A 23,871-nucleotide genomic window follows, 5' to 3' on the forward strand; every position below is an offset into this window, starting at 1 on the left:
CGCACCCGGCGGCCATCAGGCAGCCGCCCCGGGCAGGAGGCCGGCGAGGGCCTCGCGCTCCTCGGTGGAGACGGCGTAGCCCAGCGCCTCGAGCAGGACGTACCAGGCCCGCACGGGCCACCGGTCCTCCTTTGTGACCTCGCGCCACTTCCACGCCGTGATCGGCTCGACCTGGGCCGCGAGCGCCGCGAGGAGCTTCTGCGGGGCCGTGGCCTGGCCGAGGGCCGTGGTCATGGCGTCGTAGAGGGCGTCGTCGGTGTCCGAGCCTGCGGCCTCGGCCGCGGCGACGAGGGCCTCGAGGTCGAGGCCGAGCCAGGGGCCGAGCTCGCCGGGGTCGACGTAGTCGCCGCCGAGGCAGACGTCCCACGCGTTGGTCGCGGCGGCCGCGGTGAAGGCAAGGATGGGGTCGAGCTGCGTGCGGATGAGGTTCTTCATCGCGAGGATCTTGAGGAGGTGCTCTCGGCGCCCGTCGGCGGTGGTCTCGACGAACTGCTTGATCGCCTTGGCGTGCTCGGCGTGCTGGGCGACCTGTGCGTCGCGCTCGGCCTGCTTGCGCTGGAACTCGGCGTCACGTGCTGCCAGTGCGGCGGTGCGGGTGTCGTGCTCGGCCTGCTCCTCGGGCGTGCGGGGGCGGTACAGGGCGACGCCCGAGGCGTTGGCGCCGCGGCGCACGAGGACGAACCCCGTGGTCTCGGGCGTCATGCCTTCGTAGCTGGCGAGGACCTCGGCAGGGTCGGCGGCCAGGCGGTCGACGTCGATGTACTGGCCGCCGCTCACCATCGTGAGGTCCTCGACCTCGGCGGGGCGGGTGTAGCTGTGCGGGTCGGCGACAACGAGCGAGCCGCCGTGCGCCTCGAGGTACTCGGTCAGGCGCGCTTCGCTCTCAAGGCGACGGATCTGCAGCCGGGCCGTGCGGGCGGCCTGGTCGAAGTCCGCGGTGCCGAACGCGGCGATGACCTTCGCGTGCTCCTCGGGGTGGGCCTCGAACTCGGCGATCGCCTCGACGTCCTCGAACGTCGCCGGGACCGGCGCGGCCGCGAGCGCCGCGAGGACGTCGTCGCCGGCGCGGGCGACCTTGGCGCGGCGCGAGACCCAGGTGTCGGAGCGGCCCAGGGTGGCGGCGAGGGCGTGCTGGGTTCCGGCGCCGGGCAGGTCGAGGATGCCCTGGACCATGACGGCTTCCTCGACGAGAGTCAGGTCGCGCCGGTTGAGGTTCGCGGAGAGCAGCAGCGTGGCGGCCTGGGCGTCGGTGAGGTTCCGGACGACGACGGGGACCAGGAGCATGCCGAGGTGCTGGGCTGCGGCCAGGCGCCGGTGCCCGGACAGCAGCTCGTAGGTGCCTTCGGTGGTGGTGGGGCGCACGACGAGGGGCTCGTGGATCGTGCCGTCGGCGCGGATCGCGGCCGCGAGCTCCTCGTCGACCTCCGAGCGGCCGGCCGGGTTCAGGGGGTGATGCACGAGGGAGGTGACGGGCAGCTGCGTCGGCGCGGCCGCGGGGCCACCGGTCAGGGCCGTGAGCGCCGGGCCGCCGTCGGGGACCACGGACAGGGCGGGCACGCTGGTGCGGATGATGGGAGCCATGGGTCAGGCTCCGAGGTTCTCGAGCGCGAGCTCGTAGTCGGCGTGCAGGGTGTCGAGACGGGCGATGTCGCGCTCAAGCTCGTCGGCGGCTTCGACGAGCTCGGTGATGGTGCCTTCGACGTAGGTGCGGCGTCGGGCCTGGCGTGTGGCCTCGTCGCGGAGCTCGGCGACGGCAGCGGCGGGGCCGCCGACGAGCTCGAGGCGGTCAGCGGACTCGAGGAGCGCGTCGCCGTCGTCGGGCAGGTTCTCGTAGGTGGTGTTCTCGAGGGCCAGGCTGGACCATGCGCTGCGCAGCGCGACGTGCTTGGCGAGGCGCGCCTGGTCGGTATCGAGCAGGCACAGGCGCAGGCGGGCGATCGCCACCGTGTGCGAGAGCAGGGGGGTGGGCTGGTCGGTCGTCAGGGTCACGGTGTCGTCCTCAGGTCGTCGGAGCAGGTGGGGTGCGTGGCGTGGTGGATCGTGTAGCGGCGTTCGGTGGTGGGGTCGAACGGGCGCTCGGCGGTGATGAGCCGGCACCCGGGGACTGCGGCGTCGACGGCGTAGTTCGCGTACTCGTCGGCTGGGTCGCGCGGGGTGGCGTCGAGCGGCATCAGCGCTCCGAGGGTGGGGTTCGCGGCGCCCGGGGCGGGCTTCGCGTACCGCTTCCACAGGAGCCGGCCACCGCACGAGGGGCACCGTCCCGGGCCGGGGCTCGGGACACCCGACCGACGCCGGCTCATGCAGGCGTCTGGGGTGCGATGCGCTGCCACACGTTGACGCGGGCGCGGTGCGCGGAGCGGCCAGTCGAGCGGCGGGTCTTGGGCGAGTACTCCTCGTCGCCGTCGTCGAACAGCACCTGCTCGATCAGGCCCTCACGGGCGGCCGCGGCGAACAGGGTCGCGCGCGGCGCCTCGGGGACGTTTGCGTCGTCGAGCTGGGCGCGCAGGTCGTTGATCGAGAACTGCGCCCCGACCGGCAGGGCGACCACGAGCGAGCGGAACAGGGCGCGGTGCTCGGGCGTGAGCGCACGGGCCGCGAGCGCCTGCCCGGTGGTCTTGAGTGCCTGGCCCTCGGCGACGGCGGTCACGCCGTCACCTCAAGCCCGACGTCTTCCTCGTCCTGCTCGGCGGTTGCGGGCGTGTGCGTGAGGCCCCAGACCGCGACGATGCACGACCCGGCCGCGGCAGCGTGACGCCCGGTGTGACCCGAGCGTCGGGTGCACACGTAGCCACGTGCGCTGCCATCGGGGTACCACCGGACGTCGCAGCTCTTGTGCCATCGACCGCAGGTCAGATCCCGGATCGGGTGCGGGGCGGGCTCGCCGTAGACGCGTAGGCCGTTGAGGTGCCACTCAGTCGGCGGCGCACCCCAGTACGTGTGCCCGGTGAAGACGCCCTCGGCGGCGTACTCGGGCGGGGCGAGGACCGGCGCGCTGTGCATCCCCTCGTGCCCCTGCGGCAGGCCGCACGTGCGGTGAAGCGACCAGTGCGGGTACGCGCACCGCACCGGATTGCCGGGCAGGATCACGCTGAGCGCGGCGAAGCCTTGTGCGTAGGTCTGCAGAAGGTCAGAGTGATCTGTCAGGTCTTGCTCGAACTTGATCTGGCGTGGCCTCACCTCCATGGCCACAGCCAGGAGATCGCGGCGGGTCTTGCGCTGCTCGGAGGTCAGCAGACGGTCGATCTCGTCCAGTGGGCCGGGCGCGGAGCCCAGGCCTGGCTGGGCCATATCGAGGCTCATGCGGCCACAGCCAGGCCACGATGGGCGCGGATCATGTCCTCAAGCTCGGAGAGCGAGGGGCCGCCGAACTCCGGGCGGTAGGCCGCGAGCGCCGCCGCTTCGACCGTGCGGGCGGCCTGAGCCGCACGCTCGTCGGCGAGGGCCTTACCAGCGCGGCGGATGCACTCGTCCTTCGTGCGTCGGACGGGCGTTGGGTTGGGTACCGTCATGGGTGCCATCTCCTATCGGGTGTGGTGAGGCCGGTCCCGCGCGCGTTCTTGGTGGAGTGAGCGCGGGGCCGGCCGTGGGGCGGGTGCTAGGCGGTGAGCGCGACGGGGCGCTCGTGCGAGGAGCCGGATGCGTGACCTGGGTCCGGCTCGTCGGATGCCGAGCGGGCGTCGTCTTTGGCTTCGTCGCCCTCGCGGTCGACGACGACGAAGACCTCCTCGAACGCGACGGGCACGTTCCTCAGGACGGCCGCGATGAACTTGTTCCCTGGGTCGGACTTGCCCGCGAGAACGCGTGAGATGGTCCCGTCGTTGAGTCCGAGGACCTTTGCAACTTCGACGTTCGTGTTCGCTCCGACGTCGTGGAGCCGCTCGGCGAGCACCTTGCCCCTGAGCGCAATCGCCACCATGGCAACTCCTCTGCCTTGTGCAGACCCCGAATCGGTTCTGCGTTAGAACCAACGTAGAGGAGGTTCTGCGCAGACGCAAGAGCGACTCTGTGTTGTAACAGACCACTTGCGGTCTGCGTCTGCGCAGAGTTAGATGTACCCATGGCTCAGAACAGATGGTGGGACTACGTCAGCGCGGCGATGGGTGACATGTCAGCCCTCGAGGCGGGGCGCAAGGCCGGCTTCGACTCCTCTGCCTTCACGCGCTGGAAGAAGGGGGCGAGCCCGGATGCAGCCTTCGTCGTGAAGTTCGCGCGTGCCTTCGACCTCAACGTCGTCGCGGCACTCGCCGCTGCTGGGGTAATCACCGACGACGAGGCCGGGCTTCGTGAGGTCGCTGTCGGTGCTCGCGACGCAGTGCGTCGCGCGTCCTCTGACACGCTCCTCGACGAGGTCGGTCGACGCGTCCGGGTAGGCGAGGCGGCCGAGCAGGCGGGCCGGGTCATCGAGGGCCGATTTGGTCAGATGGGCAGTGGCCGCGACTTCTCCGAGCAGGCCGTCGCGCACCATAGCGAGGTCTCGATCTTCGACGAGCAGAACCAGTCGGGAGAGACTCCGTAGTGCGCGAGCTGCTCCATCACGCACACGAGCAGGGCGTGTACGTGGAGTGGAGCCGGGCCATGGGGGAGAACCTGCGAGGCGTCTACGAGCACGACGTCCGGACGGTCACCATCAACGCGTGGCTCAACGGTGAGCAGGCGCGTTCCACCCTCGCGCACGAGCTCGGGCACGCCTGGTACGGGCACACGTGGACAAGCGCACCCCACGATGACAACGAACACGAGCGTCTTGCCAACGAGTGGGCGGCGAAGTTCCTCATCGACGCCCACGCCTACGCGACTGCTGAGCGAGAGGTTGGACCGCACCCCGGCGCACTCGGGGCCGCCTTGAACGTCACCGCGGACCTGGTCGTCGTGTTCCAGCGCATCGTCCGCCGCTCCGCGAACGTCCACGCGATCGGCTTTCCCCGGCCCTGGGTGGCGAACTCCTACCGGAAGGCTCGAGGAGCATGAACCACCTCCGCGCCGTACCTGACCGCCCTGCACGCGCCGTCCTGTATTTGCGCCAGTCGACTCACCGTGAGGAGTCAATCTCACTAGAGCTGCAGGAGACCGCCGGCCGCGAGTACTGCATCCGTCGCGGCTATGACGTCGTCGCCGTCGAGGCTGATCCCGGGATCTCCGGTCGAACCTGGCAGCGGCCAGCGGTCCTGCGCACCATGGCCATGGTCGAGGCACGTGACGCGGACGTCATCGTCGTCTGGAAGTGGTCGCGCCTCAGCAGATCGCGCCGCGACTGGGCGGTCGCCGTCGACAAGATCGAGGCGGCCGGTGGGCGCCTTGAGTCCTCCACCGAGCCTGTCGACACGACAACGAGCACCGGACGATTCACCCGCGGCATGCTCGCCGAACTCGCCGCGTTCGAGTCCGAACGCATTGGTGACACCTGGCGAGAGACGCACGCTCGACGGCGCAAGCTCGGCCTGCCTCACAACGGCTCGCCGCGTCTCGGGTACGCCTACGACCCCGCGAGCAAGTCCTACGCGCCCGACCCTGAGACGGCGCCGATCGTGCGCGAGCTCTACAACCGGTACGCCGCGGGGGAGGGGCTTGCCACCCTGGCAAAGTGGACCCGAGACCTGGGTATCGAGTCGCCCCGCACGCGCAAGCCTTGGACGCACCGGGGGATCGCCTACATGCTCGACGGGGGATGGCCCGCCGGATTCATGTACGTTCACGATCCCGACTGCACCGAGCCGCCCCGTAGCGGCGGTGACTGCCCGAACCGCGTGCACGTTCAGGGCTCGCACGAGCCGATCATCACCGAGGACGTTTGGCACGCCTACCAGGCAGCTCGCGCGCAACGCACCACGCTCGCGCCCCGACTGCACAACGCCGTTAGCGCACTCTCGGGCGCCGTCTTTTGCTTCGCATGTGACTACCGCATGGCGCTGCACCGCGGCAAGAACCAGACGCCCCGCTTCCGGTGCGCCAACAAGCAGTGCACCATGCCCGTGAACATCGCCTACCCCAAGGTCGAGGACGCGATCCGGGCGTGGTTGCCCACGGTGGCCGACCTCGTCGCACAGGCCGCTGACGCGCAGCCGGCTACCGGCGCGGCCGCCGCGATCGAGCGCGCCCGGTACGCACGGCAGATCACCGAACTCGAGCGCACCCTCACTCAGCTCACGATCGACCACGCCCAGCGGCTCGTACCGAGCAGCGCCTACACCGCCGCCCGTGACCAGCTCCTCACTGAGCAGCGAGCCGCGAGCGCCGCAATGGACGCACTTGACCGGGCGACGAGGGCGCTCGGAGGGTACGCCGCCTCGGCCGCAGGTCTTGTAACGGGATGGGACGTCATGACGTCGGCCGGGATCTCGCGCGTGCTGCGCGAGCTCTGCGTCGCGACGGTGTCCCGTGTGCCGGGCGTGCGCGGGGCGACCGTCGTCGTGCGAGGGGCCTGGGAGCGCTAGGGGCCGTCAGGAGCAGCAAACCCAGAGGTTAGCCGCTCGACGTCTTGAAGCAGCGCGGGGCGTCGATGAGCGCGCCAGGTGAGTTGTGAGGGGACCGGAGTCCAGATTGTCGACCACTCCTTCCCAAGCGTTGCCAGCTGTCCGAAGTAGCGAGTGTCGGTCGCAGCGCGAACGGTGATTGCGACGTATCCGACGAGCAACACTGTCACACCGAACCGATTGGGACGACCAACGCCGCCATAGGCGCCACCCATGCTGTGTGGGCCCTGTTGAGTCTTGTCAGTCCATCTGGCGAGCGAGACCGTGGTCAAGGCGGGCGGGCGACCGGCCACGCGAAACCGTTGAAGCTGTTCCGCGGTCCACGCGAGCGAGGCAGGGTCCTGGGACTGGTACAGGATGGCTGTCTTGACCGCCCAGGTCGCCAAAGACACGAGTGCCTCTTGCTCGAACGTGGCGTCGGTGCCTCGGATGAGCGCGAGAAGACTTGGCTTGGCGGAGTCCTCAAGCGCGCTCATCCACCCGTTATTGCATGGGCCACAGACGGACCTTGCGACTAGGTCCCCCAGGAGCTTGGCGCCCCCGACGGTCTCGACCTCTTGGTGGGCATGTTGACGGTCGGCGGTGATCCCGACGAGCCGTACCTGGTGGGGGGCGCCATCAGGGCGGTCGAGGGTGAACCCGTGCTGCTGCAGTTCTGCTGACAGCCACTTCGGCCACACGTGCTCACGGGTGAGAGGACGCCCGGCGCAGAAGATGCATGATCGGGTGCCCTGCGGCAGGTCCTCCTTCGTGGCCTGCCTCAGGATGCTCGTCATGCGGACGAGGCTACTGCCTGGAGCATCGATTCTGTGTGGTTCCGTCGGGTGATCACTACGTGCCACGAGGCTCGGCACCAGCAACGGTTCATGTGGCCTTGAGCAGGTCCAAGGCATCGGCCGTGCGTTCTGCACGCCTGCGTCCGAACGAGGGGTGCCGCAGCTGCGAGAGGGCCTGCTCGATCGCGTTCCCCGCGTACTCCGGCACCTTGGCCCGCAAGGCCTTGGACAGCAGAAGTTGCTGCTCCGCAAGAGCTGGGTTGTCCTCGACAGGCTCGGAGCTCTCAAGAGAAGCGATGTCACGAACCAACCTGATCAGCTTGGCCTCCGTGCCTGACAAGTCAGCGAGCTCGAAGTCCGTCGAGGTGTGTCGCATCGCTACGAGTCGGGAGTCGATTGAGTCGAGCCTCGCCATGATCTCGGCGTTCACCCGATCGCCGAGGTTTTCGCTGTCTGCGCTTTGAGCGGCAACTCGACCGCGGTCAACTGGCGTCTGCACGCTCTTGGGATCCGTGAGGGCAAGGCTGGCTGCTGCCTCGACAGACTCCGCACACTTTCGGGCATCGGCGACGTCGAACGAGTAGTCGAACACCCGAACGTCCTTGATGTCGAACGGGAGCCGGTCCTCCGTTGCCAGGCGGATGTGGACGACCGGCTTTCCGAAGGCATGAGCGAGGGCAACCTCGTAGTAGACGTTGGGGTTGGAGCCTGTCAGATCTGCAACGATCAGATCGCTCTCCAGGATGCTGGCGATCATGGTTGCAGTGATCTCGCCAGGGTTCGGACTGTGGTCCGCACGCTCGATCGACGACACGACCGTCGGTACAAGTGCAGGGGTCAGGATGTGCGCGAGGACCTTGTCGCTTCGTTCGCGGGTTTCAGACCCCTCGGCCCCGATCGGAGTGACGAAGAACGCGTGCAGTGGCTTGGTCATGCTCCGAGAGCGTAGTGGGTGAACTGATGCCTCTGAGGCAGGCAGCCCGGTGGTCCTTTTAGGCACGACGGTGTTCGCCATCTATCCGTCGATCGTGACCCTGCAGATCGGCCTCTGATCGTGGCCGACCGGGAGAACGGATCCCGAGAGTCTGCCGCTCCAGCGCCGGGCGCCCTGCCGAAGCCCCGGGTGAGGCATGCCGTCCCGGTACGTACCAGCCACGCCGATCGAGGGTGCCGTCGACGTGAACACTCGTCCTGGACGCCCGTCCAGGTGAGGAACCGAGAAGAGAACGAACGAGGAGCAGCCGTGCCACAGCAGGTAAAGGACTGGACGAGCAGACTGGTGCGCCGTGCCGGGGGCCGAGGCGCGGAGCGGGGTGACGTCCCGGGATGGGTTCTGGTGACACTCATGACGGCCGGGCTCGTCGTCGCCCTCTGGGCGGTGGCCGGACCCGCGCTCACGAGCACCTTCAGCGACGCGATCAGCAGCGTCAGCGGTCCCTGAGATGGGCCGAGACGCCAACCCGAGGGCGGCACGAGGGGTGGAGGACGGTTCTGCCGTCGTCGACTTCGTGCTGGTCTCGGTCCTCGTGGTGGCCCTCCTCCTCGGCGTCGTCCAGGTGGTGCTCGCGCTCCACGTGCGCGCCGTCGTGATCGACAGCGCGGCGGAGGGCGCGCGCCTCGCGGGGCGCGCTGACCGTACACCGGCGGACGGCGTCGAACGCACGCAGCAGCTGATCGATGCGGCGCTCTCCGACCGGTTCGCGCAGGACGTGACGGCGCGCGAGGTCGAGCTGCACGGTCTGCCGGTCGTGGAGGTGACCGTGACGGCACCCTTCCCGGTGGTCGGTCTGCTCGGTCCGGCCGGGACGCTGACGGTGAGCGGCCATGCGCTGGCGGAGGAGCCGTGAGATCCCGGGCGGGCTCGGTCCACGAGGGGTGCCCGTGCGGAGTCGCGAAGGCTGTCCGCTGCGGTGCCCACCCAAGGTCGGATCATGTCGACCGGGTGAATTTACGCCCTCGGTCAGGGGCCCGGGCGAGCGTCGACGCAGGAAACGCGCAGGTCGAGTTCCTCGGGGTGGCACTTGTCCTGATTCTTCCCGTCCTGTACCTGGCCCTGACCCTCGGTCGGATCCAGGCGGCAACCTTCGCGGTCGAGGGGGCCGCGAAGGAGTCCGCCCGGGCGTTCGTGACCGCGGACTCGGTGGCCGAGGGGCAGGCGCGCGCGGGGGTGGCCACCTCGTTGGCGCTCTCCGACCAAGGTTTCGAGGACGTCCTGCCCTCGGGCGTGCTCGAGCTCTCCTGTTCGACCGCCCCCTGCCTCGCCCCGGGGAGCGAGGTCGTGGCGGTCGTGCGCTACGACGTCGCACTGCCCTTCGTCCCCTCAGGAATCCGTTCGTGGGTCCCGCTGTCCATCCCGGTCCAGGCCGTGCACACCTCGCCTGTCGACACATACGCGGGGGCTCGGTCGTGAGGTGTTCCTGGGACGTCCTCGGACGTGGGCCTGTGCACGAGCGAGATGGTGAGCGCGGCCAGATCATGCTCCTCACCAGCATGTTCGTCGCGTTCGCGCTCGTCCTCGTGGCTGTCGTGGTCTCCGCGACGGCGGTCCACCTGGACCGTAAGCAGCTGTTCGACCTGGCCGACGCCTCGGCGCTCGACGCCGCCGACGCGATGCCCGCGGAGACCGTCTACCAGGGGGGCCTGGCGGACCCGGTCGAGGGAGGCGTCCTGGTCCTGAGCGACTCGGACGTCGAGTCGTCGGTCCGGTCGTTCCTCGGCTCTCACCCGGCCATGCTCGCGGGGCTGGACGACGTCGCGATCGTCGAGGCCACCACACCCGACGGGCGCACGGCGAGCGTCCATCTGGCGGCACGTTCTCGCCCGGTTCTCATCAGCTGGGTGACGCAGCTCTGGTCTGATGGCATCATCGTGCGTGCAGAGTCCAGTGCGCGAGCTTGGTGATCCACCCTCCCTTCCAACGAAAAAGTGTCGGGCGAGTGAACATGACAGAGTTAGCGCTAACATGATCGTTAACTTTCTTAACGAAAGGTGCGACTTTTGACTGGGGGCTGCCAAAACCGCTGGTTCGCCGCTATGGTGATCCGGTCCGACACCCTCCAACGACGGAGACTTACATGAATGCACGTGCAAGGAAGCAGTGGATCGCTGGCGGAGCGCTCAGCGCGATGCTGCTCGGGACCATCGCGATGGCGTCGTCGGCCGCGGCTGACGTGAACCAGGACGAGGACGTTCAGATCCAGGTCTCGGTCACCCCGGTCGGAGCGCTCACGCTCACGGTCGCCAACCCGTCCGTCACGCTGACCGAGTCCACCAGCGACGACGTCTGGGCCGCGGGCAACCGTGAGTTCACGGGCACCCTCGACGGCGTCAGCGTCTCCGACGACCGCAACGACGTGGGTGCCGACGCAGCCTGGAACGTCAGCGGACAGGTGAGCAACTTCGTGGCCGCGGGCCTGCCGGAGATCGAGTCCGCCAACCTCGGCTGGGTCCCCGAGTTGGCCAACCCGATCCCCGGCGACTTCAACGTCACGCCGGGCCAGCCGATCGCCGGTGAGCTCCAGGAGGTGCCGGCCGGCGAGGGCCCCGGCGGTGACTGGCTCACCGGTGGTGTGCAGGTCGGTGACCTCCTGGTCTCGGCCGGTTCGTCCGCCGAGGCCAACGGCCAGTCGTTCGGCGTCAAGGCCGGGCTCAACCTGACCGTGCCGAAGAACACCCCCTCCGGTGCGTACGCGTCGACGCTGACGCTCACGCTCATGGAGAGCTGACCGCTTCTCGCGATCAGTGTCACGGACGGTGACGACACAGGGCCGGCGGTTCTCCGTCGGCCCTGTACCGTCTCCGGAGCAGGTAGACCGTTCGAGGATGATCGGAAGTCGTGGTGAGCAAGGTGGTGCAGAAGGTGTCCGGTGGTGTCGCGACGTCCGCGGCAGGTCGTGGAGCAGGTCGGCTCCGCAGGAGCGTCCTGGGGTTGAGTGCCCTGCTGCTGGCACTGGCCGGCGGGATCAGCGTCGCGCACGCTGACGCGAAGGACCCGGGCGAGGTCAGGTTCTCGGTCACGACGGCGACGTCCGACGGACCGGACAAGCGACGGATCTTCGACTTCGTCGCAGAGCCGGGAGAGCAGATCCAGGACCAGGTGGCCGTGTCGAACCACGGGGCGGGACCGGTGACGTTCACCATGGTCGCCAACGACGGCCTCTTCACGCCCATGGGCAAGTTCGACATCCGGACCTCGGACCAGGAGCCTCAGGACTCGGGCGGGTGGTTCGAGGTCCAGCCGACCGTGGACGTGCCTGCGGGCGAGACCGTGGTCGTGCCGTTCACCATCACGGTCCCGGAGAACGCGACCCCTGGAGACCACCCGGCCGGCATCGTCGCCACCATCACGTCGGCGTCCACCGCCGCAGGCCCCGGGGTCGGTGTCGAGAGCCGGGTCGGTGTGCGCGTCAACCTCCGTGTGCCCGGTGAGGTCACTCCCTCGCTCGCGCTCACCGACGTCAGGGCGACGTACGAACCGTCGTGGAACCCGTTCTCGCCCGGCTCCGTACGGGTTGCGTACGGCGTGACCAACGACGGCAACCTCCGTGTCGGCGCCGACCAGCAGGCCCACGTGACCGGCCCGTTCGGCATCGGCGACACCACCATCGACCGGGGGACCGAGGACGTCGAGGAGCTGATCCCGGGGACCTCCCGTTCGACCGCGTTCGCGGTGGCGGGGATCTGGCCCGTCGGGCCCGTGACGACCGAGATCACCGTGACCCCCGTGCCCGTCGGCACGGGAGGGGCCGTGGACGTCCCGGTCGAGGCTCCGCTCGAGCCGGTCACGGTCACCGTGACGACCTGGGCGATCCCGTGGGTCCAGATCCTCCTTCTCGCCGCGGCGGCCGTCCTGGTGATCGGGCTGCGCGACAACCGCAAGCGCAAGAAGCAGCGCCTCGAGGCGCTGCTCGCCAAGGCGCGCGCCGAGGGGCGGGCTGCTGCTGGATCGGCAGACGTCGGCAAGGTGCCGAGCGGCGCCACCGCACCTTCGGCGGCGGTGCCGGCGACGTCCTCGGCCGGGACCGCAGACCACGGGGACACCTCGGTCGGGCCGGACGCTCCGTCGTCGGGCGCGTGACGTGACGGGTCGCTCGGCGCCCGCCACGGCGGGCACCGAGCCACGTGAGCCCCCGCGTCGCGTAACCTAGACGACCGTGGCCACCATCGACTTCCCGCACGAGATCCGCGCCCTCCGTACGACGCTCGGCACCATCAGCGCCGTGAGCAACCCGGACGCCCTGCGCGTCCAGATCGCGGAGCTCTCGGACAAGGCGTCGGCTCCCGACCTCTGGGACGACCCCGACGCCGCCCAGAAGGTCACGACGGCCCTCTCCCAGACGCAGTCCGAGCTGGACCGCATCACGAGCATGAGCGACCGGATCGACGACCTCGAGACGCTCGTCGAGATGGCGAACGACGACGACATCGACGACGCCGACCGCGCCGCGACGCTCGCAGAGGCCGCGGCCGACCTCGAACGGATCCGCACGGACCTGGGCGTGCTCGAGGTCAAGACCCTGCTCACGGGCGAGTACGACGCCCGCGAGGCCGTCGTGACGATCCGTGCGGGGGCAGGCGGCGTGGACGCGGCCGACTTCGCAGAGATGCTCCTGCGCATGTACCTGCGCTGGGCCGAGCGTCACGGCTACCCGACCCAGGTCCTCGACACGTCCTACGCGGAGGAGGCGGGCCTCAAGTCCGCGACCTTCGAGGTCAAGGCCCCCTACGCGTTCGGCAACCTGTCGGTCGAGGCCGGCACGCACCGCCTCGTGCGCATCTCGCCGTTCGACAACCAGGGACGTCGGCAGACGTCGTTCGCCGCGGTCGAGGTCATCCCGCTCATCGAGCAGACCGACTCGGTCGAGATCCCCGAGTCGGAGATCAAGGTCGACGTCTTCCGCTCGTCGGGCCCGGGCGGCCAGTCCGTCAACACGACCGACTCGGCCGTGCGCATGACCCACATCCCCACGGGGATCGTCGTGTCGATGCAGAACGAGAAGTCGCAGATCCAGAACCGTGCTGCCGCGCTGCGCGTCCTCCAGTCACGCCTGCTGCTCCAGCGTCAGGCCGAGGAGAGCGCGGCCAAGAAGGCCATGGCAGGCGACATCAAGGCGAGCTGGGGCGACCAGATGCGCTCCTACGTGCTGCACCCGTACCAGATGGTCAAGGACCTGCGCACGGAGTACGAGGTCGGCAACACCTCGGGCGTGTTCGACGGCGACATCGACGGCTTCATCGAGGCCGGCATCCGCTGGCGACGGGGCGCCGAGCAGGCCTGAGGCCCCCGGGCTCCGCGTGGAGCCGGCGAGGCGTCGCCCTGCCTGATCCGGGCGAGCCCGGCGTGTCAGCGGTGTCAGCCCTGTGGGGCGTGCCTACTCTCGTGGGCGACCAGCGAACGAATTCGCTTCCCCCACCGAGAGACTGGTCAACTGCTGTGATCCGATTTGAGAACGTCTCGAAGGTCTACGCCCGTGGCGCCAGGCCTGCCCTGGACGACATGTCCGCCGAGATCGAGCGTGGTGAGTTCGTCTTCCTGGTCGGTGCGTCCGGCTCGGGGAAGTCGACGTGCCTGCGCCTGGTGCTGCGCGAGGAACGGCCCACGCGGGGCAAGGTGTTCGTCGCGGGCCGCGACCTCTCGACCCTGTCGAGCTGGAAGGTCCCGTCGCTGCGTCGGCAGATCGGCGTCGTCTTCCAGGACTTCCGGCTGCTCCAGAACAAGACGGTCTTCGAGAACGTCGCGTTCGCGCTGCAGGTGACGGGCAAGCCGCGTCACACGATCGCCGTGACGGTTCCCGAGGTCCTCGAGATGGTCGGTCTGCAGGGCAAGGAGAAGAGGCGCCCGCACGAGCTCTCGGGCGGCGAGCAGCAGCGAGTCGCGATCGCGCGAGCCTTCGTCAACCGCCCCTCGATCCTGCTCGCCGACGAGCCGACGGGGAACCTCGACCCGAACACCTCGCTCGGGATCATGAACCTGCTCTCGCGCATCAACGGCACGGGGACCACCGTGGTCATGGCGACGCACGACTCGGGGTTCGTCAACCAGATGCGTCAGCGAGTGATCGAGCTCGCCTCGGGGGTCGTGGTCAGGGACCAGAAGGACGGCGTCTACGGCGCCGGCGTGCCCCTGTCCGACGACGACGCGCTGCGCGAGCCGTCGGGTCACCTCGCGGGGCGGGCCGGGTCGCACCTCGGGCCCCGCACGACGACGCTCGTCGCCCCGGGCGAGGACGTCACCGGGCGGCCCGGCGAACCCGAGCCCGCACCAGCGCAGTCCTCCGCCCGAGGGGAGTGGTAGTCCGGTGCGCGCTCAGTTCATCCTCGCCGAGATCGGGTCCGGCCTGCGTCGCAACCTGGCGATGACGATCTCGGTCGTCCTCGTGACCTTCGTGTCGTTGACCTTCGTGGGTGCGTCGGCGCTGCTCCAGATGCAGATCGACAAGCTCAAGGACGACTGGTACGACCGGGTCGAGGTCTCCGTCTTCCTGTGCCCGATCGACTCGCCCAACCCGACGTGCGCCGGGGGCGAGGCGTCGCCCGAGCAGATCGAGGCGCTCGAGGGTGTGTTCGCGGGCGAGCTCGGCGACGAGGTCGAGACCGTGTTCTTCGAGACCAAGGAGGAGGCCTTCGCCGCCTTCCAGGAGCGGTTCCCCGACGGGTTCAACGGCACCCAGCTCACGGTCGACGACATGCAGGCCTCGTTCCGGCTCAAGCTCACCAACCCGGAGAACTACGAGGTCGTCAACGACGTCGTCACGGGGAGGCCGGGGGTCGAGGACGTCGAGGACCAGCGCCGCATCTTCGACTCGCTCTTCCTCGCGCTCAACCGCGCCTCGCTCATGTCGGGCGGGCTTGCGGTCGTGATGATGCTTGCTGCGGTGCTCCTGATCACGACGACGATCCGCCTGTCGGCCATGAGCCGGCAGCGCGAGACCGAGATCATGAAGCTCGTCGGGGCGTCCAAGCTCTTCATCCAGCTGCCGTTCATCCTGGAGGGGGCGATCGCCGCGGTGACGGGTGCGCTCCTCGCGGTCGGCGGGCTCTGGCTGGGGGTCAAGTACCTGGTCACCGACTGGTTGCAGAGCTCCGTGAGCTGGATCGCGTACATCTCCGAGACGGACGTGCTGCGCATCGCGCCGCTCCTGATCCTGATCGCATTCGTCCTGGCGGCCATCTCCTCGGTCGTCACGCTCAGCCGCTACACGAGGGTGTGACATGTCCCAGCTGACCCGACGTCTCGCTGCCGCGGGAACCGCGCTGATCCTTCTCCTCGGGACGGCGGTCGTCGCGACCGCCGACGACCTGGACGACCAGCGTGCGGCGGCCGAGCGTCGCCAGTCCCAGGCGCAGCAGGACCGTGAGGGGCTCGAGTCGCAGCTCGAGGGCACCGACGCCGAGCTCGCGCAGGCGATCCTCGACCTGCAGACCATCGAGGCGCGCCTGCCCGTGGCGCAGGCCGAGCTCGACCAGGCCGAGGCCGAGCTCGAGCGCACGCAGCGCGAGGCCGCTCAGCTCGCGGTCAGGCTCCAGGACGCGCAGGTGGAGGAAGCGGCCATCAGCGAGGAGATCCAGGAGTCCGCGGGCAAGGTGAGCACCGCGAAGTCCAGCATCGCCGAGATGGCCCGGCAGGCGTACCGGGGGCAGGGCGAGGTGAGCGGGCTCGGGATCGTCACGGGGGCGCAGAGCACCGACGACTTCATCGAGCAGTACGCGATGTCCTCGACCGCCGCGCGGACGCAGGCCCGCACCCTGACGGACCTGCAGGAGGCCGAGTCGATCGCGCGCAACCGTGAGGCCCGCCTGACGGCGATCCGCGAGACCATCGCGGACCTCAAGGTGCAGGCCGACCAGAACGTCGTCGCGGCCGACGCCGCCCGCAAGGCGGCAGCCGACCGGAAGGCCGAGATCGAGGGCCTGATCGTCGAGCAGGAGGCCAAGAAGGCCACGATCGAGTCGCGCAAGGAGGCGGCCCTCGCGCAGATCGCGGCCAACGAGAAGGCACAGGCCGACCTCACGACCGAGCTCAAGGGCATCATCGCCGCGCAGACCGAGCGCGACCGCAAGGCCGCCGAGGAAGCGGCCAAGCAGCCCCCGCCCGCGACAGGCGGTGGCGGCGGTGGTGGTGGCGGTACCTCCGGCGGCGGAGGGGGAGGAGGCGGTGGAGGTGGCGCGTCGACCGGCAAGTTCCTCGCGTACCCGACCGCGGTTCCTCACATCACGTCGAAGTACGGGATGCGGCACCACCCCTTCCTGCCCGGGATCTACCGTCTGCACGCCGGGACGGACCTGCGCGCCTACTGCGGTACCCCGATCTATGCGGCGGCCGGGGGAACGGTCCTGTTCGCCCGCAGCTACGGTGGCCTCGGCAACCAGGTGATGATCAACCACGGCACGGTCGGTGGGGCCAACCTCATGACGAGCTACAACCACCTGTCCCGTTTCGCGGTCTCGCCCGGACAGAGCGTCGCGCAGGGGACCCTCATCGGGTACTCGGGCACGACGGGGACGAGCCGGGTCTGCCACCTGCACTTCGAGGTGTACGTCAACGGCAGCACGGTGGACCCCCAGACCATGCTCTGAGGTATTCACCTACAGGTCGGGGGCAGGTTTCGCGTAGCCTGGGACGTCGCGCCGCACGGCGCGGTCGGGTCCTTCCTGGACCCCTCACCAGAGCTCGAGCAGATCGGACGACGTACCCATGGCGAAGGAGACTGGCCGCAAGATCATCGCCAGCAACCGCAAGGCCCGCCATGACTACCTCATCCTGGACGTGCTCGAGGCCGGGCTGGTGCTGAGCGGCACCGAGGTCAAGGCGCTGAGGCAGGGCCGGGCGTCGTTGCTCGACGGCTACGTCGCGGTCGACGGCGGCGAGGCGTGGCTCGAGAACGTCCACATCCAGGAGTACTCGCAGGGCACGTGGAACAACCACGCCCCGCGGCGCAAGCGCAAGCTCCTGCTGCACAAGGACGAGATCCTGCGCCTCGAGGCCAAGCTGCGCGAGAAGGGGTACACGATCGTCCCGCTCGCCCTCTACTTCCTCGACGGCCGGGCCAAGGTCGAGATCGCGCTCGCCCAGGGCAAGCGGGAGTACGACAAGCGTCAGGCGCTGCGAGAGCAGCAGGACAACCGTGAGGCACAGCGCGCCATGCGCCACCGGCAGAACCGGTGACACGAGTGCGCGCGAGGAGTGCCGTCGTCGGCCCGCGCGCACGGGGCGTGAGCCTCGCGGTCGCCGCGACCGCACTGGGCGGCCTGCTCCTCGCCCCGGTCGCCACCGCGGACGTCTCGGACCGCGTCGTGACGCGGTACGACGTCGCAGCCCAGGTCGAGCGGGACGGGACCATGGGCGTGTCGATCGACATGGACTACGACTTCCGCGGTGACGAGGGCCATGGGCCCACGCTCGAGATCCCGACCCTGTTCGAGATCGACGGGGACCCTGACCACCTGCGGCGCTACGAGGTCTCGGACGTCCGGGCGTCGAACTCCTCGGGCGCCGCAGCCGACGTCGAGGTCGCGGACCAGGGCGGAGGAGACCTCCTGGTGCGTGTCGGGTCCGCCGACGAGACGTACGACGGGCTCGAGCAGTACACGATCACGTACACGCTCCGTGGTCTGGTGAACCCGGGTACCGGCGCCGACGGCCAGGACGAGATCTACTGGAACGTCCTGCCGGACACGTCCGAGATCGACATCGAGAACGCGAGCGTGACCCTCGACGGTCCCGGGGACGTGTCGCGCACGAGCTGCTTCGCCGGGGCCGCGGGCGCCACCGACCCGTGCACGACCCACTCGGCGGCCGGGACCGTCGCGAGCTTCACCCAGGCCGACGTGCCGGCCGGAACCTTCTTCACGGTGCTCGTCGAGTACCCGGCGGGTACGTTCGAGGGCGCCGAGCCCGTCGTGGTCGACCGTGCCGAGGCCACGGGCGAACGCCCCTTCGAGGTGACCCCGGTGTCGGGCGGGCTGAGCGCGCTGCTCCTCGGTGGTGGCGTGTGGTTCATGGCGCACCGCGTCAGGCAGCGCGGACGGGACGAGCAGTACCTGGGCCTGACCCCGGGGGTGCAGCCCGTGTCCTCCGGCGCGGCCGACGGGACCGGCGAGGCGCTGGTCGGCCCCCGCGACCGTCGCCTGCCCGTCGCGGTCCGGTTCGCGCCGCCTGCCGCGAGCAGACCAGGGGAGATCGGGACGCTGGTCGACGAGCGTGCGGACCCCCACGACGTGACGGCGACGATCGTCGACCTCGCGGTCCGCGGTCACCTGCGGATCGTCGAGGTCGAGCCACCGAACAAGCGGGGCAAGGGCGGCGACTGGCGGCTGGACCGGCTGGCGGGACCGGACGAGGACCTGCTCGGCTTCGAGCGCACGCTCCTGGACGAGATCTTCGCGGGGCGGGAGAGCGTGACGCTCTCGGACCTCCGGACGACGTTCGCCGCCTCGATGGCCCTCGTGCAGTCCGAGCTCTACGAGGAGGTCACGCGGCGCGGTTGGTTCCGCGCCAACCCCAAGACGGTGCGCGACCACTGGTACGTCGCAGGTGGCGCACTCGTCGTGGTCGGTGCGGTGGTGGCGATCGCGCTCGGTGCGATCTTCGGCCCGACCTGGGCGCTGGTCGCCGCGCCCCTGCCGGTGCTCGGCGTCCTGGCGTTCGTGCTGGCGTCCAGGGCCCCTGCGAGGACGGCCGAGGGGACTGCGATGCTCGCGCAGACGCTCGGCTTCCGGCGCTACCTCGAGACGGCCGAGGCCGGGCAGCTGCGCTTCGAGGAGGGCGAGGACGTGTTCTCGCGGTACCTGCCCTACGCGATCGTGTTCGGCGTCGCAGACCGGTGGGCAGGGATCTTCTCACGGCTCGCCGCGCAGGGGCAGTCCCTGGCCGAGCCCGCCTGGTACGTCGGCCCCGGGTACGGACCGGGGATGTTCTGGGTCGGGTACTCGTCGTTCGGTTCGTCGCTCGACGCGTTCTCGGACGCGGCCACGACGTCGATCTCGGCCGCGACGCCCAGCTCCTCGGGCGGCTCGGGGTTCTCGAGCGGGGGCGGCTTCTCGGGCGGCGGTGGCGGTGGCGGCGGAGGCGTCGGTGGCTGGTGACGGTTCGTCGCGACGCGGTCGGGGCCGTGCGGAGACACGCCGGGCGAGGATGCATCCTCCTGCCCGACGACGTAGCGTCTCAGGGTAGTCGCCGTCACCCTGCCGAGGAGGCCCCATGGTCAAGCTCCGTCAGTACATCCCGCGCGTCGCCGCGGGCGCGTTCATCCTCAACTCCGGGCTCACCAAGCGGAAGGCCGACGAGGAGACCGCGCAGGGGATCCACGGCATGGCCGCGGGGACGTTCCCGTTCCTCGCGGACCAGGACCCTGTGCAGTTCACCCGCACGCTGTCCACGACCGAGATCTCGCTGGGCACGGCCTTGCTCGTGCCCTTCGTCCCGACGGGCGTGGTCGCGCTCGGCCTCGGAGCCTTCTCCGCGGGCCTCGTCGCGATGTATCTCAAGACGCCGGGGATGACCGAGGCGGACGGGATCCGTCCCACGCCGCAGGGGATCGGGCTCGCGAAGGACGTCTTCCTGCTGGGTATCGCCGGCGGGCTGCTGGTCGATGCGCTGAGCCGGAAGAAGTAGCCGCGGAAATAGGTTCGCCCACGGTGGTGTTGATCCCGTAGGCTGGTACTGCTGACCCGGTGACGGACCGGGCGGACGCCTCGGCGGACGGACGGGACGGAGCGGGTCGGTGATTGACAACTGCACAGGGGGTGATCGGTTTCGACGGTGGTCGTGCTTCGAGGAGAAGCGGGCCGAGGATGCAGACTTATCTCGTAAACGACGTCTGCAAACCAATAGGTGCCGATTCCAAGCGCACCGACTTCGCACTCGCCGCCTGAGCGAGTCTTCGAAGTCCGTCAGCCCGGGGTTGCTCTCGCCCCGGTTCCTGGCGTCAGCTAGAGAGCCACTGCTTACGACGCTCGTCACCGGCGGCGTAGGGACTCTTAGATGACTGAGCCCGTCAGCACCTTGTCTGTGTGAGTGCTGGGGCCGAGAAAATCAACAGCAGACTGCGCCCGGAGAAGACCTGGATTTGCGTCACCGGACCGGGGTTCGATTCCCCGCACCTCCACCACGTCGCCCGTCAGGGCGGCGCATCACCCCAGTTGTCACTGCGAAGGGCCGCCCACCGGGCGGCCCTTCGTCGTACCCAGGATCTCCCCGCACGGTCCGGAAGGCTCGTGCCCGTGCCGCTACTCCTGGGTGGGCCGGGGGAGGTCGCCGAGTGCCGAGGTGCTCTCGTGGACCGCCGACCATCCGTCCTCGTGACGCTCGTACACGACGGTCGTCCGGACCGGATGCCGGAACACGCCGACCCCCGCGACCGCGATGTCGACGTCCGACTCGTGCTCCACCACCGCGGTGCGTCCGTGGAGCCGCACGAGGATCTCGCTGGTCGGTTCGAACTGCCGGAAGTCCAGTTCCCCCGACGCGAGATCGTCGAGGTACTGGGGTCTGGGGGTCTCGTCCCCGGTGACGTCGACCAGGAGGAAGTCCTCGCCGAGGTGTGCGGCGAACGGTGCGGCGTCACGGTCTGCTGCGACGAGGTCCGTGAGGCGCTCCATCTCGACCCCTCGCAGCTCGGCGACGGTCGTGGACCCGGAGATCTCGCGTTGCTGGGATGCCACGAGCTGGACCGCGGCGACGGTTGCGCCGCCCACGAGGAGCCCGCCCAGTGCGGCGAGCGCGATCTGCCGGCGTGGGTGGGAGGGGCCAGGCGGTGGCCGGCGTCGTGGGGCCGACGTGCCTGGCGCGGTGGAGACCGTGAGGAGAGTGTCGTCCTGGTCGTCGTCCAGCGCCGGGGTCAGGTCGATGGAGACCTGCGGGTCCGGCCGTCCTCGTCGCCGATGCATGGTCGTCACCCTTCGGGGAACGTTCGCCTTGCTCGTGCCGTCCCCGTCAGGCTACGTCCGCGACCGGCTCGGGGCACTGCGCTCGAACAAGGGACGGACTACCACCCGTTGCTCGCCCAGGCCGCGTCGGCATCCGGACCGTCGAGCCACTCGATGCGCAGGATCTGCGTGTCGAGCTCGAGGACGCCCGCCTCCCAGGCGTCGGTCTCGTGCCCGCGCAGGAGGTCGACGCACCGGTCCTGGTCGTCGCTGAATGTGTCGGGGCGAGCCGGGTCGTCGAAGTGGACCCTCCACTGGAGGCGTTCCTCGGGGTTGACGTACGTCGGGAACGAGTGGGGGCCCACGGTCTCCCAGTGCGTGCAGACACGGGTGACGAGGTGACCGACCGGTCCGTCGGCGCCGTGCAGGCGGCCGATCCGGCGGCGGTACGTCTCGAGGCGGTCGCCTCCCGCGTCATCCACGGCGGTCGCCGGCCTCGACGAGCGGCTGGGTCTCGTGGGGGGAGCCGCCGGGCCCGGTGTCAGGACCGGTGAGCGGCGCGCGCCCGGTGTCGGTCGGGCTGCCCCCTGCCCGACGGCGGCGCGTACGTCGGACGACGATCCTCACCACGAGGGCGACGAGGGCCGCGACGGCGATCCAGGGGAGCAGGACCCCGAGGACGACCACGAGCCCGTCGATCGTCGTCAGGAGTGCGCTCCAGCCGCGGTCCAGACCTCCCAGGAACCCGGCGGGCCGGATCGTCGCGGTGGGGGCCTCGGCGACGACCTGGACGTGGAGGGTCGACATGTCCACCCGGTCGGTGAGCGAGGCGCGCTGCGACTGGAGGCTCTCGAGCTCGGCCTGGCGCGCGGTGAGCTCCTTCTCCGCGGCCAGGAGGTCGGCCGTGGTCGCCGCCTGGCCCATGAGGGCCTCGAGGCGCGCCACGGACGTCCCGAGGGCCTGGACCCGTGCGTCGAGGTCGATGGCCGTCGCCGTGACGTCCTCGGCGTCGAGGGAGACGTCCTGGACCTCACCCACGCCGTCCAGCGCGTCGACGGTGGCCGTGACCTGAGCCGCGGGTACACGGACCGTGATCTGCCCGGATGCGTCGGAGCCGTCCTGTGCCGAGTGCTCGGACCGGCTCTCGACGCGGCCGCCTGACGACTCGACGAGCTCGGCGATCGCCTGCACGGCCGTCCGGGGGTCGCCGGCGACCAGGGTCAGGCTGCCGGTGGTGATGACCTCGCGGAGGTCACCTTCGACGGCGCCGTCGAGCCGGATGCCGGCCGCCTCGGGTGCGACGTCGGCCGCGCTGTTGGCGCCCGCGGAGTCCGAGAGGGACTCGTCGCCTCCCGATCCGGTGCAGCCGGCGAGCAGCAGGACGGCCAGGAGAGCGGTCCCGAGGACGCCCGACGTGCGAGAGGAGGTGCGCATGCGACGACCCTAGGCGCGGGTTCGTCCGGAGGGTGGCGGTTCGGGCAGATCGTGACCGTGTTGTGAACTGGCCGTCACCGCACCGTCATCGGACCTCGTTCGCCGGCGGGCGCCAGGTCCGGGACGTCCACGGACGTCCCGGACCTGGGGGAACGCTTCCACCCGTTGGCCCGGTGACCCGGTGCGGTCGGCGTCGTCCGGTCTCGGCGGGCCGCCGCCGCCGACGACGGAGCCAGACCTAGCCGAGCGCGGCCCGGACGCGGGGAGCCACCTCGGTCCCCAGGAGCTCGATCGCCCGCAGCGACTCCTTCTGGGGAACTCCGGAGAGGTCCATCTGGAAGATCTGGCGGTCGTGCCCGAGGGCTCCGTGCAGCTCGACGATGCGGTCGGCGACCTCCTCGGGCGACCCGATGAAGTAGGCGCCGCCGCGAGAAGCCGTGGCCTCGTACGAGATCCGGTTGGGCATGGGGAAGCCGCGCTCGGCGGAGATCTTCTTCATGTTCTGCAGGTAGTACGGGTAGAAGAAGTCCCTGGCCTGCTTGCCGTCGTCGGCGAGGAAGCCCATGGTCGACACCGAGACCTCGAGCGCGGCGGCGTCGTGACCCGACTGCGCGGCGGCCCGCCGGTAGAGGTCGACGAGGGGAGCGAACTGCGCGGGCTTGCCACCGATGATCGCGTAGTTGACCGGGAGGCCGAGCACGCCCGCGCGCACGGAGGACTGCGGGTTGCCGCCCGTGGCGATCGCGATGTCGAGGTGCTCGCCACGACCGGGCTTGTCGAACGGCCGGGGGAGGATCACGGCCTCGTCGAGCGCAGGGCGGAAGCGGCCCGACCAGGTGACGGGGTTGCCCTCGTCGATCAGCCGCAGGAGGACGATCTTCTCGTCGTAGAGGGCGTCGTAGTCGTCGAGATCGGCGCCGAAGAGCGGATAGGACTCGATGAACGAGCCACGCCCGGCCAGGAGCTCGACGCGTCCGCCCGAGATCTGGTCCATGGTCGCGAACTGCTGGTAGACGCGCACGGGGTCCTCGGTCGAGAGGACGGTCACGGCGCTCCCGACCGTGATGTTCTCGGTCTGCGCGAGAGCAGCGGCGATCATGGTCGCCGGGGAGGAGATGGCGTAGTCCGGGCGGTGGTGCTCGCCGATGCCGGCGTAGTCGAGGCCGACCTCGTCGGCGAGGCGGATCCGCTCCAGGACGTCGCGCAGACGCTGGGAGACCGGCATCTGCTCGCCGGTGGTCGGGTCGGGGGCGTTGTCGCCGAAGGTGTAGAAGCCAAGTCGCATGTGTATGCAAACGCATGGAGCGGATCCTTATTCCCCGGAG

General features: G+C 69.9%; 29 protein-coding genes and 1 other RNA gene. 17 read left to right on the forward strand and 13 right to left on the reverse strand.

Features of this window, described 5'->3' with window-relative positions:
- Window positions 1-15: 15 nt before the first annotated feature.
- The 7 genes from ACFWGN_RS17955 to ACFWGN_RS17985 form a co-directional block, all read right to left on the reverse strand.
- A complete protein-coding gene (locus ACFWGN_RS17955) occupies window positions 16-1,581 on the reverse strand; it encodes a ParB/RepB/Spo0J family partition protein (RefSeq protein ID WP_377618775.1) in 1,566 nt (521 codons plus the stop codon).
- A 3-nt stretch (window positions 1,582-1,584) separates the two neighbouring features.
- On the reverse strand, window positions 1,585-1,989 hold the full coding sequence (locus ACFWGN_RS17960) for a hypothetical protein (RefSeq protein ID WP_377618777.1): 405 nt from the start codon (window positions 1,987-1,989) through the stop codon (window positions 1,585-1,587).
- A complete protein-coding gene (locus tag ACFWGN_RS17965; protein ID WP_377618779.1) occupies window positions 1,986-2,171 on the reverse strand; it encodes a hypothetical protein in 186 nt (61 codons plus the stop codon). Before ACFWGN_RS17965 ends, ACFWGN_RS17960 begins: the two co-directional genes overlap by 4 nt.
- Window positions 2,172-2,296: 125 nt before the next feature.
- The gene (locus tag ACFWGN_RS17970) at window positions 2,297-2,647 is read right to left on the reverse strand and encodes a hypothetical protein (protein ID WP_377618781.1); all 351 of its coding nucleotides are present in this window, start codon (window positions 2,645-2,647) and stop codon (window positions 2,297-2,299) included.
- On the reverse strand, window positions 2,644-3,300 hold the full coding sequence (locus ACFWGN_RS17975) for a hypothetical protein (RefSeq protein ID WP_377618782.1): 657 nt from the start codon (window positions 3,298-3,300) through the stop codon (window positions 2,644-2,646). The genes ACFWGN_RS17970 and ACFWGN_RS17975 overlap by 4 nt, the downstream gene beginning before the upstream one ends.
- Window positions 3,297-3,509 carry a hypothetical protein gene (locus ACFWGN_RS17980; RefSeq protein WP_377618784.1) on the reverse strand — a complete coding sequence of 71 codons (213 nt, stop codon included), beginning with the start codon at window positions 3,507-3,509 and terminating at the stop codon, window positions 3,297-3,299. Before ACFWGN_RS17980 ends, ACFWGN_RS17975 begins: the two co-directional genes overlap by 4 nt.
- A gap of 86 nt (window positions 3,510-3,595) precedes the next feature.
- Window positions 3,596-3,916, reverse strand: coding sequence for a hypothetical protein (locus ACFWGN_RS17985; RefSeq protein WP_377618786.1), 321 nt, complete (start codon window positions 3,914-3,916; stop codon window positions 3,596-3,598).
- A gap of 141 nt (window positions 3,917-4,057) precedes the next feature.
- Between ACFWGN_RS17985 and ACFWGN_RS17990 the strand changes: the two genes are divergently transcribed.
- Genes ACFWGN_RS17990 through ACFWGN_RS18000 form a run of 3 tightly spaced genes read left to right on the forward strand, consistent with a single transcriptional unit; the run spans window position 4,058 to window position 6,431 of the window.
- The gene (locus ACFWGN_RS17990; RefSeq protein ID WP_377618788.1) at window positions 4,058-4,516 is read left to right on the forward strand and encodes a hypothetical protein; all 459 of its coding nucleotides are present in this window, start codon (window positions 4,058-4,060) and stop codon (window positions 4,514-4,516) included.
- Window positions 4,516-4,968, forward strand: coding sequence for an ImmA/IrrE family metallo-endopeptidase (locus tag ACFWGN_RS17995; protein WP_377618789.1), 453 nt, complete (start codon window positions 4,516-4,518; stop codon window positions 4,966-4,968). Before ACFWGN_RS17990 ends, ACFWGN_RS17995 begins: the two co-directional genes overlap by 1 nt.
- Window positions 4,965-6,431 carry a recombinase family protein gene (locus ACFWGN_RS18000; RefSeq protein WP_377618791.1) on the forward strand — a complete coding sequence of 489 codons (1,467 nt, stop codon included), beginning with the start codon at window positions 4,965-4,967 and terminating at the stop codon, window positions 6,429-6,431. The genes ACFWGN_RS17995 and ACFWGN_RS18000 overlap by 4 nt, the downstream gene beginning before the upstream one ends.
- On the opposite strand, the gene ACFWGN_RS18005 is transcribed toward ACFWGN_RS18000, so the two are convergent.
- Both ACFWGN_RS18005 and ACFWGN_RS18010 read right to left on the reverse strand, forming a co-directional pair.
- Complete coding sequence (locus tag ACFWGN_RS18005) at window positions 6,428-7,246, reverse strand: hypothetical protein (RefSeq protein ID WP_377618793.1); 819 nt, start codon at window positions 7,244-7,246, stop codon at window positions 6,428-6,430. The genes ACFWGN_RS18000 and ACFWGN_RS18005 overlap by 4 nt on opposite strands.
- A gap of 88 nt (window positions 7,247-7,334) precedes the next feature.
- The gene (locus tag ACFWGN_RS18010; RefSeq protein WP_377618794.1) at window positions 7,335-8,180 is read right to left on the reverse strand and encodes a hypothetical protein; all 846 of its coding nucleotides are present in this window, start codon (window positions 8,178-8,180) and stop codon (window positions 7,335-7,337) included.
- Window positions 8,181-8,489: 309 nt separating this feature from the next.
- Between ACFWGN_RS18010 and ACFWGN_RS18015 the strand changes: the two genes are divergently transcribed.
- From ACFWGN_RS18015 to ssrA, 14 genes are all read left to right on the forward strand, one after another.
- Window positions 8,490-8,687 (forward strand): hypothetical protein, encoded by a 198-nt coding sequence (locus tag ACFWGN_RS18015; protein ID WP_225220356.1) that lies wholly within the window; start codon window positions 8,490-8,492, stop codon window positions 8,685-8,687.
- Between the two features lie 37 nt (window positions 8,688-8,724).
- The gene (locus tag ACFWGN_RS18020) at window positions 8,725-9,093 is read left to right on the forward strand and encodes a TadE/TadG family type IV pilus assembly protein (RefSeq protein WP_377618795.1); all 369 of its coding nucleotides are present in this window, start codon (window positions 8,725-8,727) and stop codon (window positions 9,091-9,093) included.
- A 167-nt stretch (window positions 9,094-9,260) separates the two neighbouring features.
- A complete protein-coding gene (locus tag ACFWGN_RS18025; protein ID WP_377618797.1) occupies window positions 9,261-9,656 on the forward strand; it encodes a pilus assembly protein in 396 nt (131 codons plus the stop codon).
- A gap of 32 nt (window positions 9,657-9,688) precedes the next feature.
- Entirely contained in the window at window positions 9,689-10,147 is a 459-nt protein-coding gene (locus ACFWGN_RS18030) for a pilus assembly protein TadG-related protein (protein WP_377618799.1), read from the forward strand.
- Window positions 10,148-10,320: 173 nt separating this feature from the next.
- On the forward strand, window positions 10,321-10,971 hold the full coding sequence (locus tag ACFWGN_RS18035; protein WP_377618801.1) for a hypothetical protein: 651 nt from the start codon (window positions 10,321-10,323) through the stop codon (window positions 10,969-10,971).
- A 110-nt stretch (window positions 10,972-11,081) separates the two neighbouring features.
- Window positions 11,082-12,323: a WxL protein peptidoglycan domain-containing protein gene (locus ACFWGN_RS18040; protein ID WP_377618803.1), complete on the forward strand. Its 1,242-nt coding sequence runs from the start codon at window positions 11,082-11,084 to the stop codon at window positions 12,321-12,323.
- A gap of 76 nt (window positions 12,324-12,399) precedes the next feature.
- Window positions 12,400-13,524, forward strand: coding sequence for a peptide chain release factor 2 (gene prfB / locus ACFWGN_RS18045; protein ID WP_377618805.1), 1,125 nt, complete (start codon window positions 12,400-12,402; stop codon window positions 13,522-13,524).
- A gap of 155 nt (window positions 13,525-13,679) precedes the next feature.
- Window positions 13,680-14,540 (forward strand): cell division ATP-binding protein FtsE, encoded by an 861-nt coding sequence (gene ftsE / locus ACFWGN_RS18050; protein WP_377618807.1) that lies wholly within the window; start codon window positions 13,680-13,682, stop codon window positions 14,538-14,540.
- A 4-nt stretch (window positions 14,541-14,544) separates the two neighbouring features.
- The gene (gene ftsX, locus ACFWGN_RS18055) at window positions 14,545-15,456 is read left to right on the forward strand and encodes a permease-like cell division protein FtsX (RefSeq protein ID WP_377618809.1); all 912 of its coding nucleotides are present in this window, start codon (window positions 14,545-14,547) and stop codon (window positions 15,454-15,456) included.
- Window position 15,457: 1 nt separating this feature from the next.
- On the forward strand, window positions 15,458-16,822 hold the full coding sequence (locus ACFWGN_RS18060) for a peptidoglycan DD-metalloendopeptidase family protein (protein ID WP_377618811.1): 1,365 nt from the start codon (window positions 15,458-15,460) through the stop codon (window positions 16,820-16,822).
- A 118-nt stretch (window positions 16,823-16,940) separates the two neighbouring features.
- Complete coding sequence (gene smpB, locus ACFWGN_RS18065) at window positions 16,941-17,411, forward strand: SsrA-binding protein SmpB (RefSeq protein ID WP_056650441.1); 471 nt, start codon at window positions 16,941-16,943, stop codon at window positions 17,409-17,411.
- Between the two features lie 5 nt (window positions 17,412-17,416).
- The gene (locus tag ACFWGN_RS18070; protein WP_377618813.1) at window positions 17,417-19,330 is read left to right on the forward strand and encodes a DUF2207 domain-containing protein; all 1,914 of its coding nucleotides are present in this window, start codon (window positions 17,417-17,419) and stop codon (window positions 19,328-19,330) included.
- A gap of 115 nt (window positions 19,331-19,445) precedes the next feature.
- A complete protein-coding gene (locus ACFWGN_RS18075; RefSeq protein WP_191803615.1) occupies window positions 19,446-19,859 on the forward strand; it encodes a hypothetical protein in 414 nt (137 codons plus the stop codon).
- A 127-nt stretch (window positions 19,860-19,986) separates the two neighbouring features.
- Window positions 19,987-20,355, forward strand: a transfer-messenger RNA (tmRNA) gene (gene ssrA / locus ACFWGN_RS18080).
- A 118-nt stretch (window positions 20,356-20,473) separates the two neighbouring features.
- Here the strand turns inward: ssrA and ACFWGN_RS18085 are convergent.
- From ACFWGN_RS18085 to ACFWGN_RS18100, 4 genes are all read right to left on the reverse strand, one after another.
- Window positions 20,474-21,133 carry a DUF4440 domain-containing protein gene (locus ACFWGN_RS18085; protein WP_377618815.1) on the reverse strand — a complete coding sequence of 220 codons (660 nt, stop codon included), beginning with the start codon at window positions 21,131-21,133 and terminating at the stop codon, window positions 20,474-20,476.
- A 98-nt stretch (window positions 21,134-21,231) separates the two neighbouring features.
- On the reverse strand, window positions 21,232-21,594 hold the full coding sequence (locus ACFWGN_RS18090) for a hypothetical protein (RefSeq protein ID WP_377618816.1): 363 nt from the start codon (window positions 21,592-21,594) through the stop codon (window positions 21,232-21,234).
- Window positions 21,587-22,546 (reverse strand): DUF4349 domain-containing protein, encoded by a 960-nt coding sequence (locus ACFWGN_RS18095; RefSeq protein WP_377618818.1) that lies wholly within the window; start codon window positions 22,544-22,546, stop codon window positions 21,587-21,589. Before ACFWGN_RS18095 ends, ACFWGN_RS18090 begins: the two co-directional genes overlap by 8 nt.
- Window positions 22,547-22,784: 238 nt before the next feature.
- Window positions 22,785-23,831 carry an LLM class flavin-dependent oxidoreductase gene (locus ACFWGN_RS18100; protein WP_377618820.1) on the reverse strand — a complete coding sequence of 349 codons (1,047 nt, stop codon included), beginning with the start codon at window positions 23,829-23,831 and terminating at the stop codon, window positions 22,785-22,787.
- Window positions 23,832-23,871: the final 40 nt, after the last annotated feature.

The organism is Oerskovia sp. NPDC060338, from assembly GCF_042726295.1.
In the GTDB taxonomy this organism is placed as follows: Bacteria; Actinomycetota; Actinomycetes; order Actinomycetales; family Cellulomonadaceae; genus Oerskovia; species Oerskovia merdavium.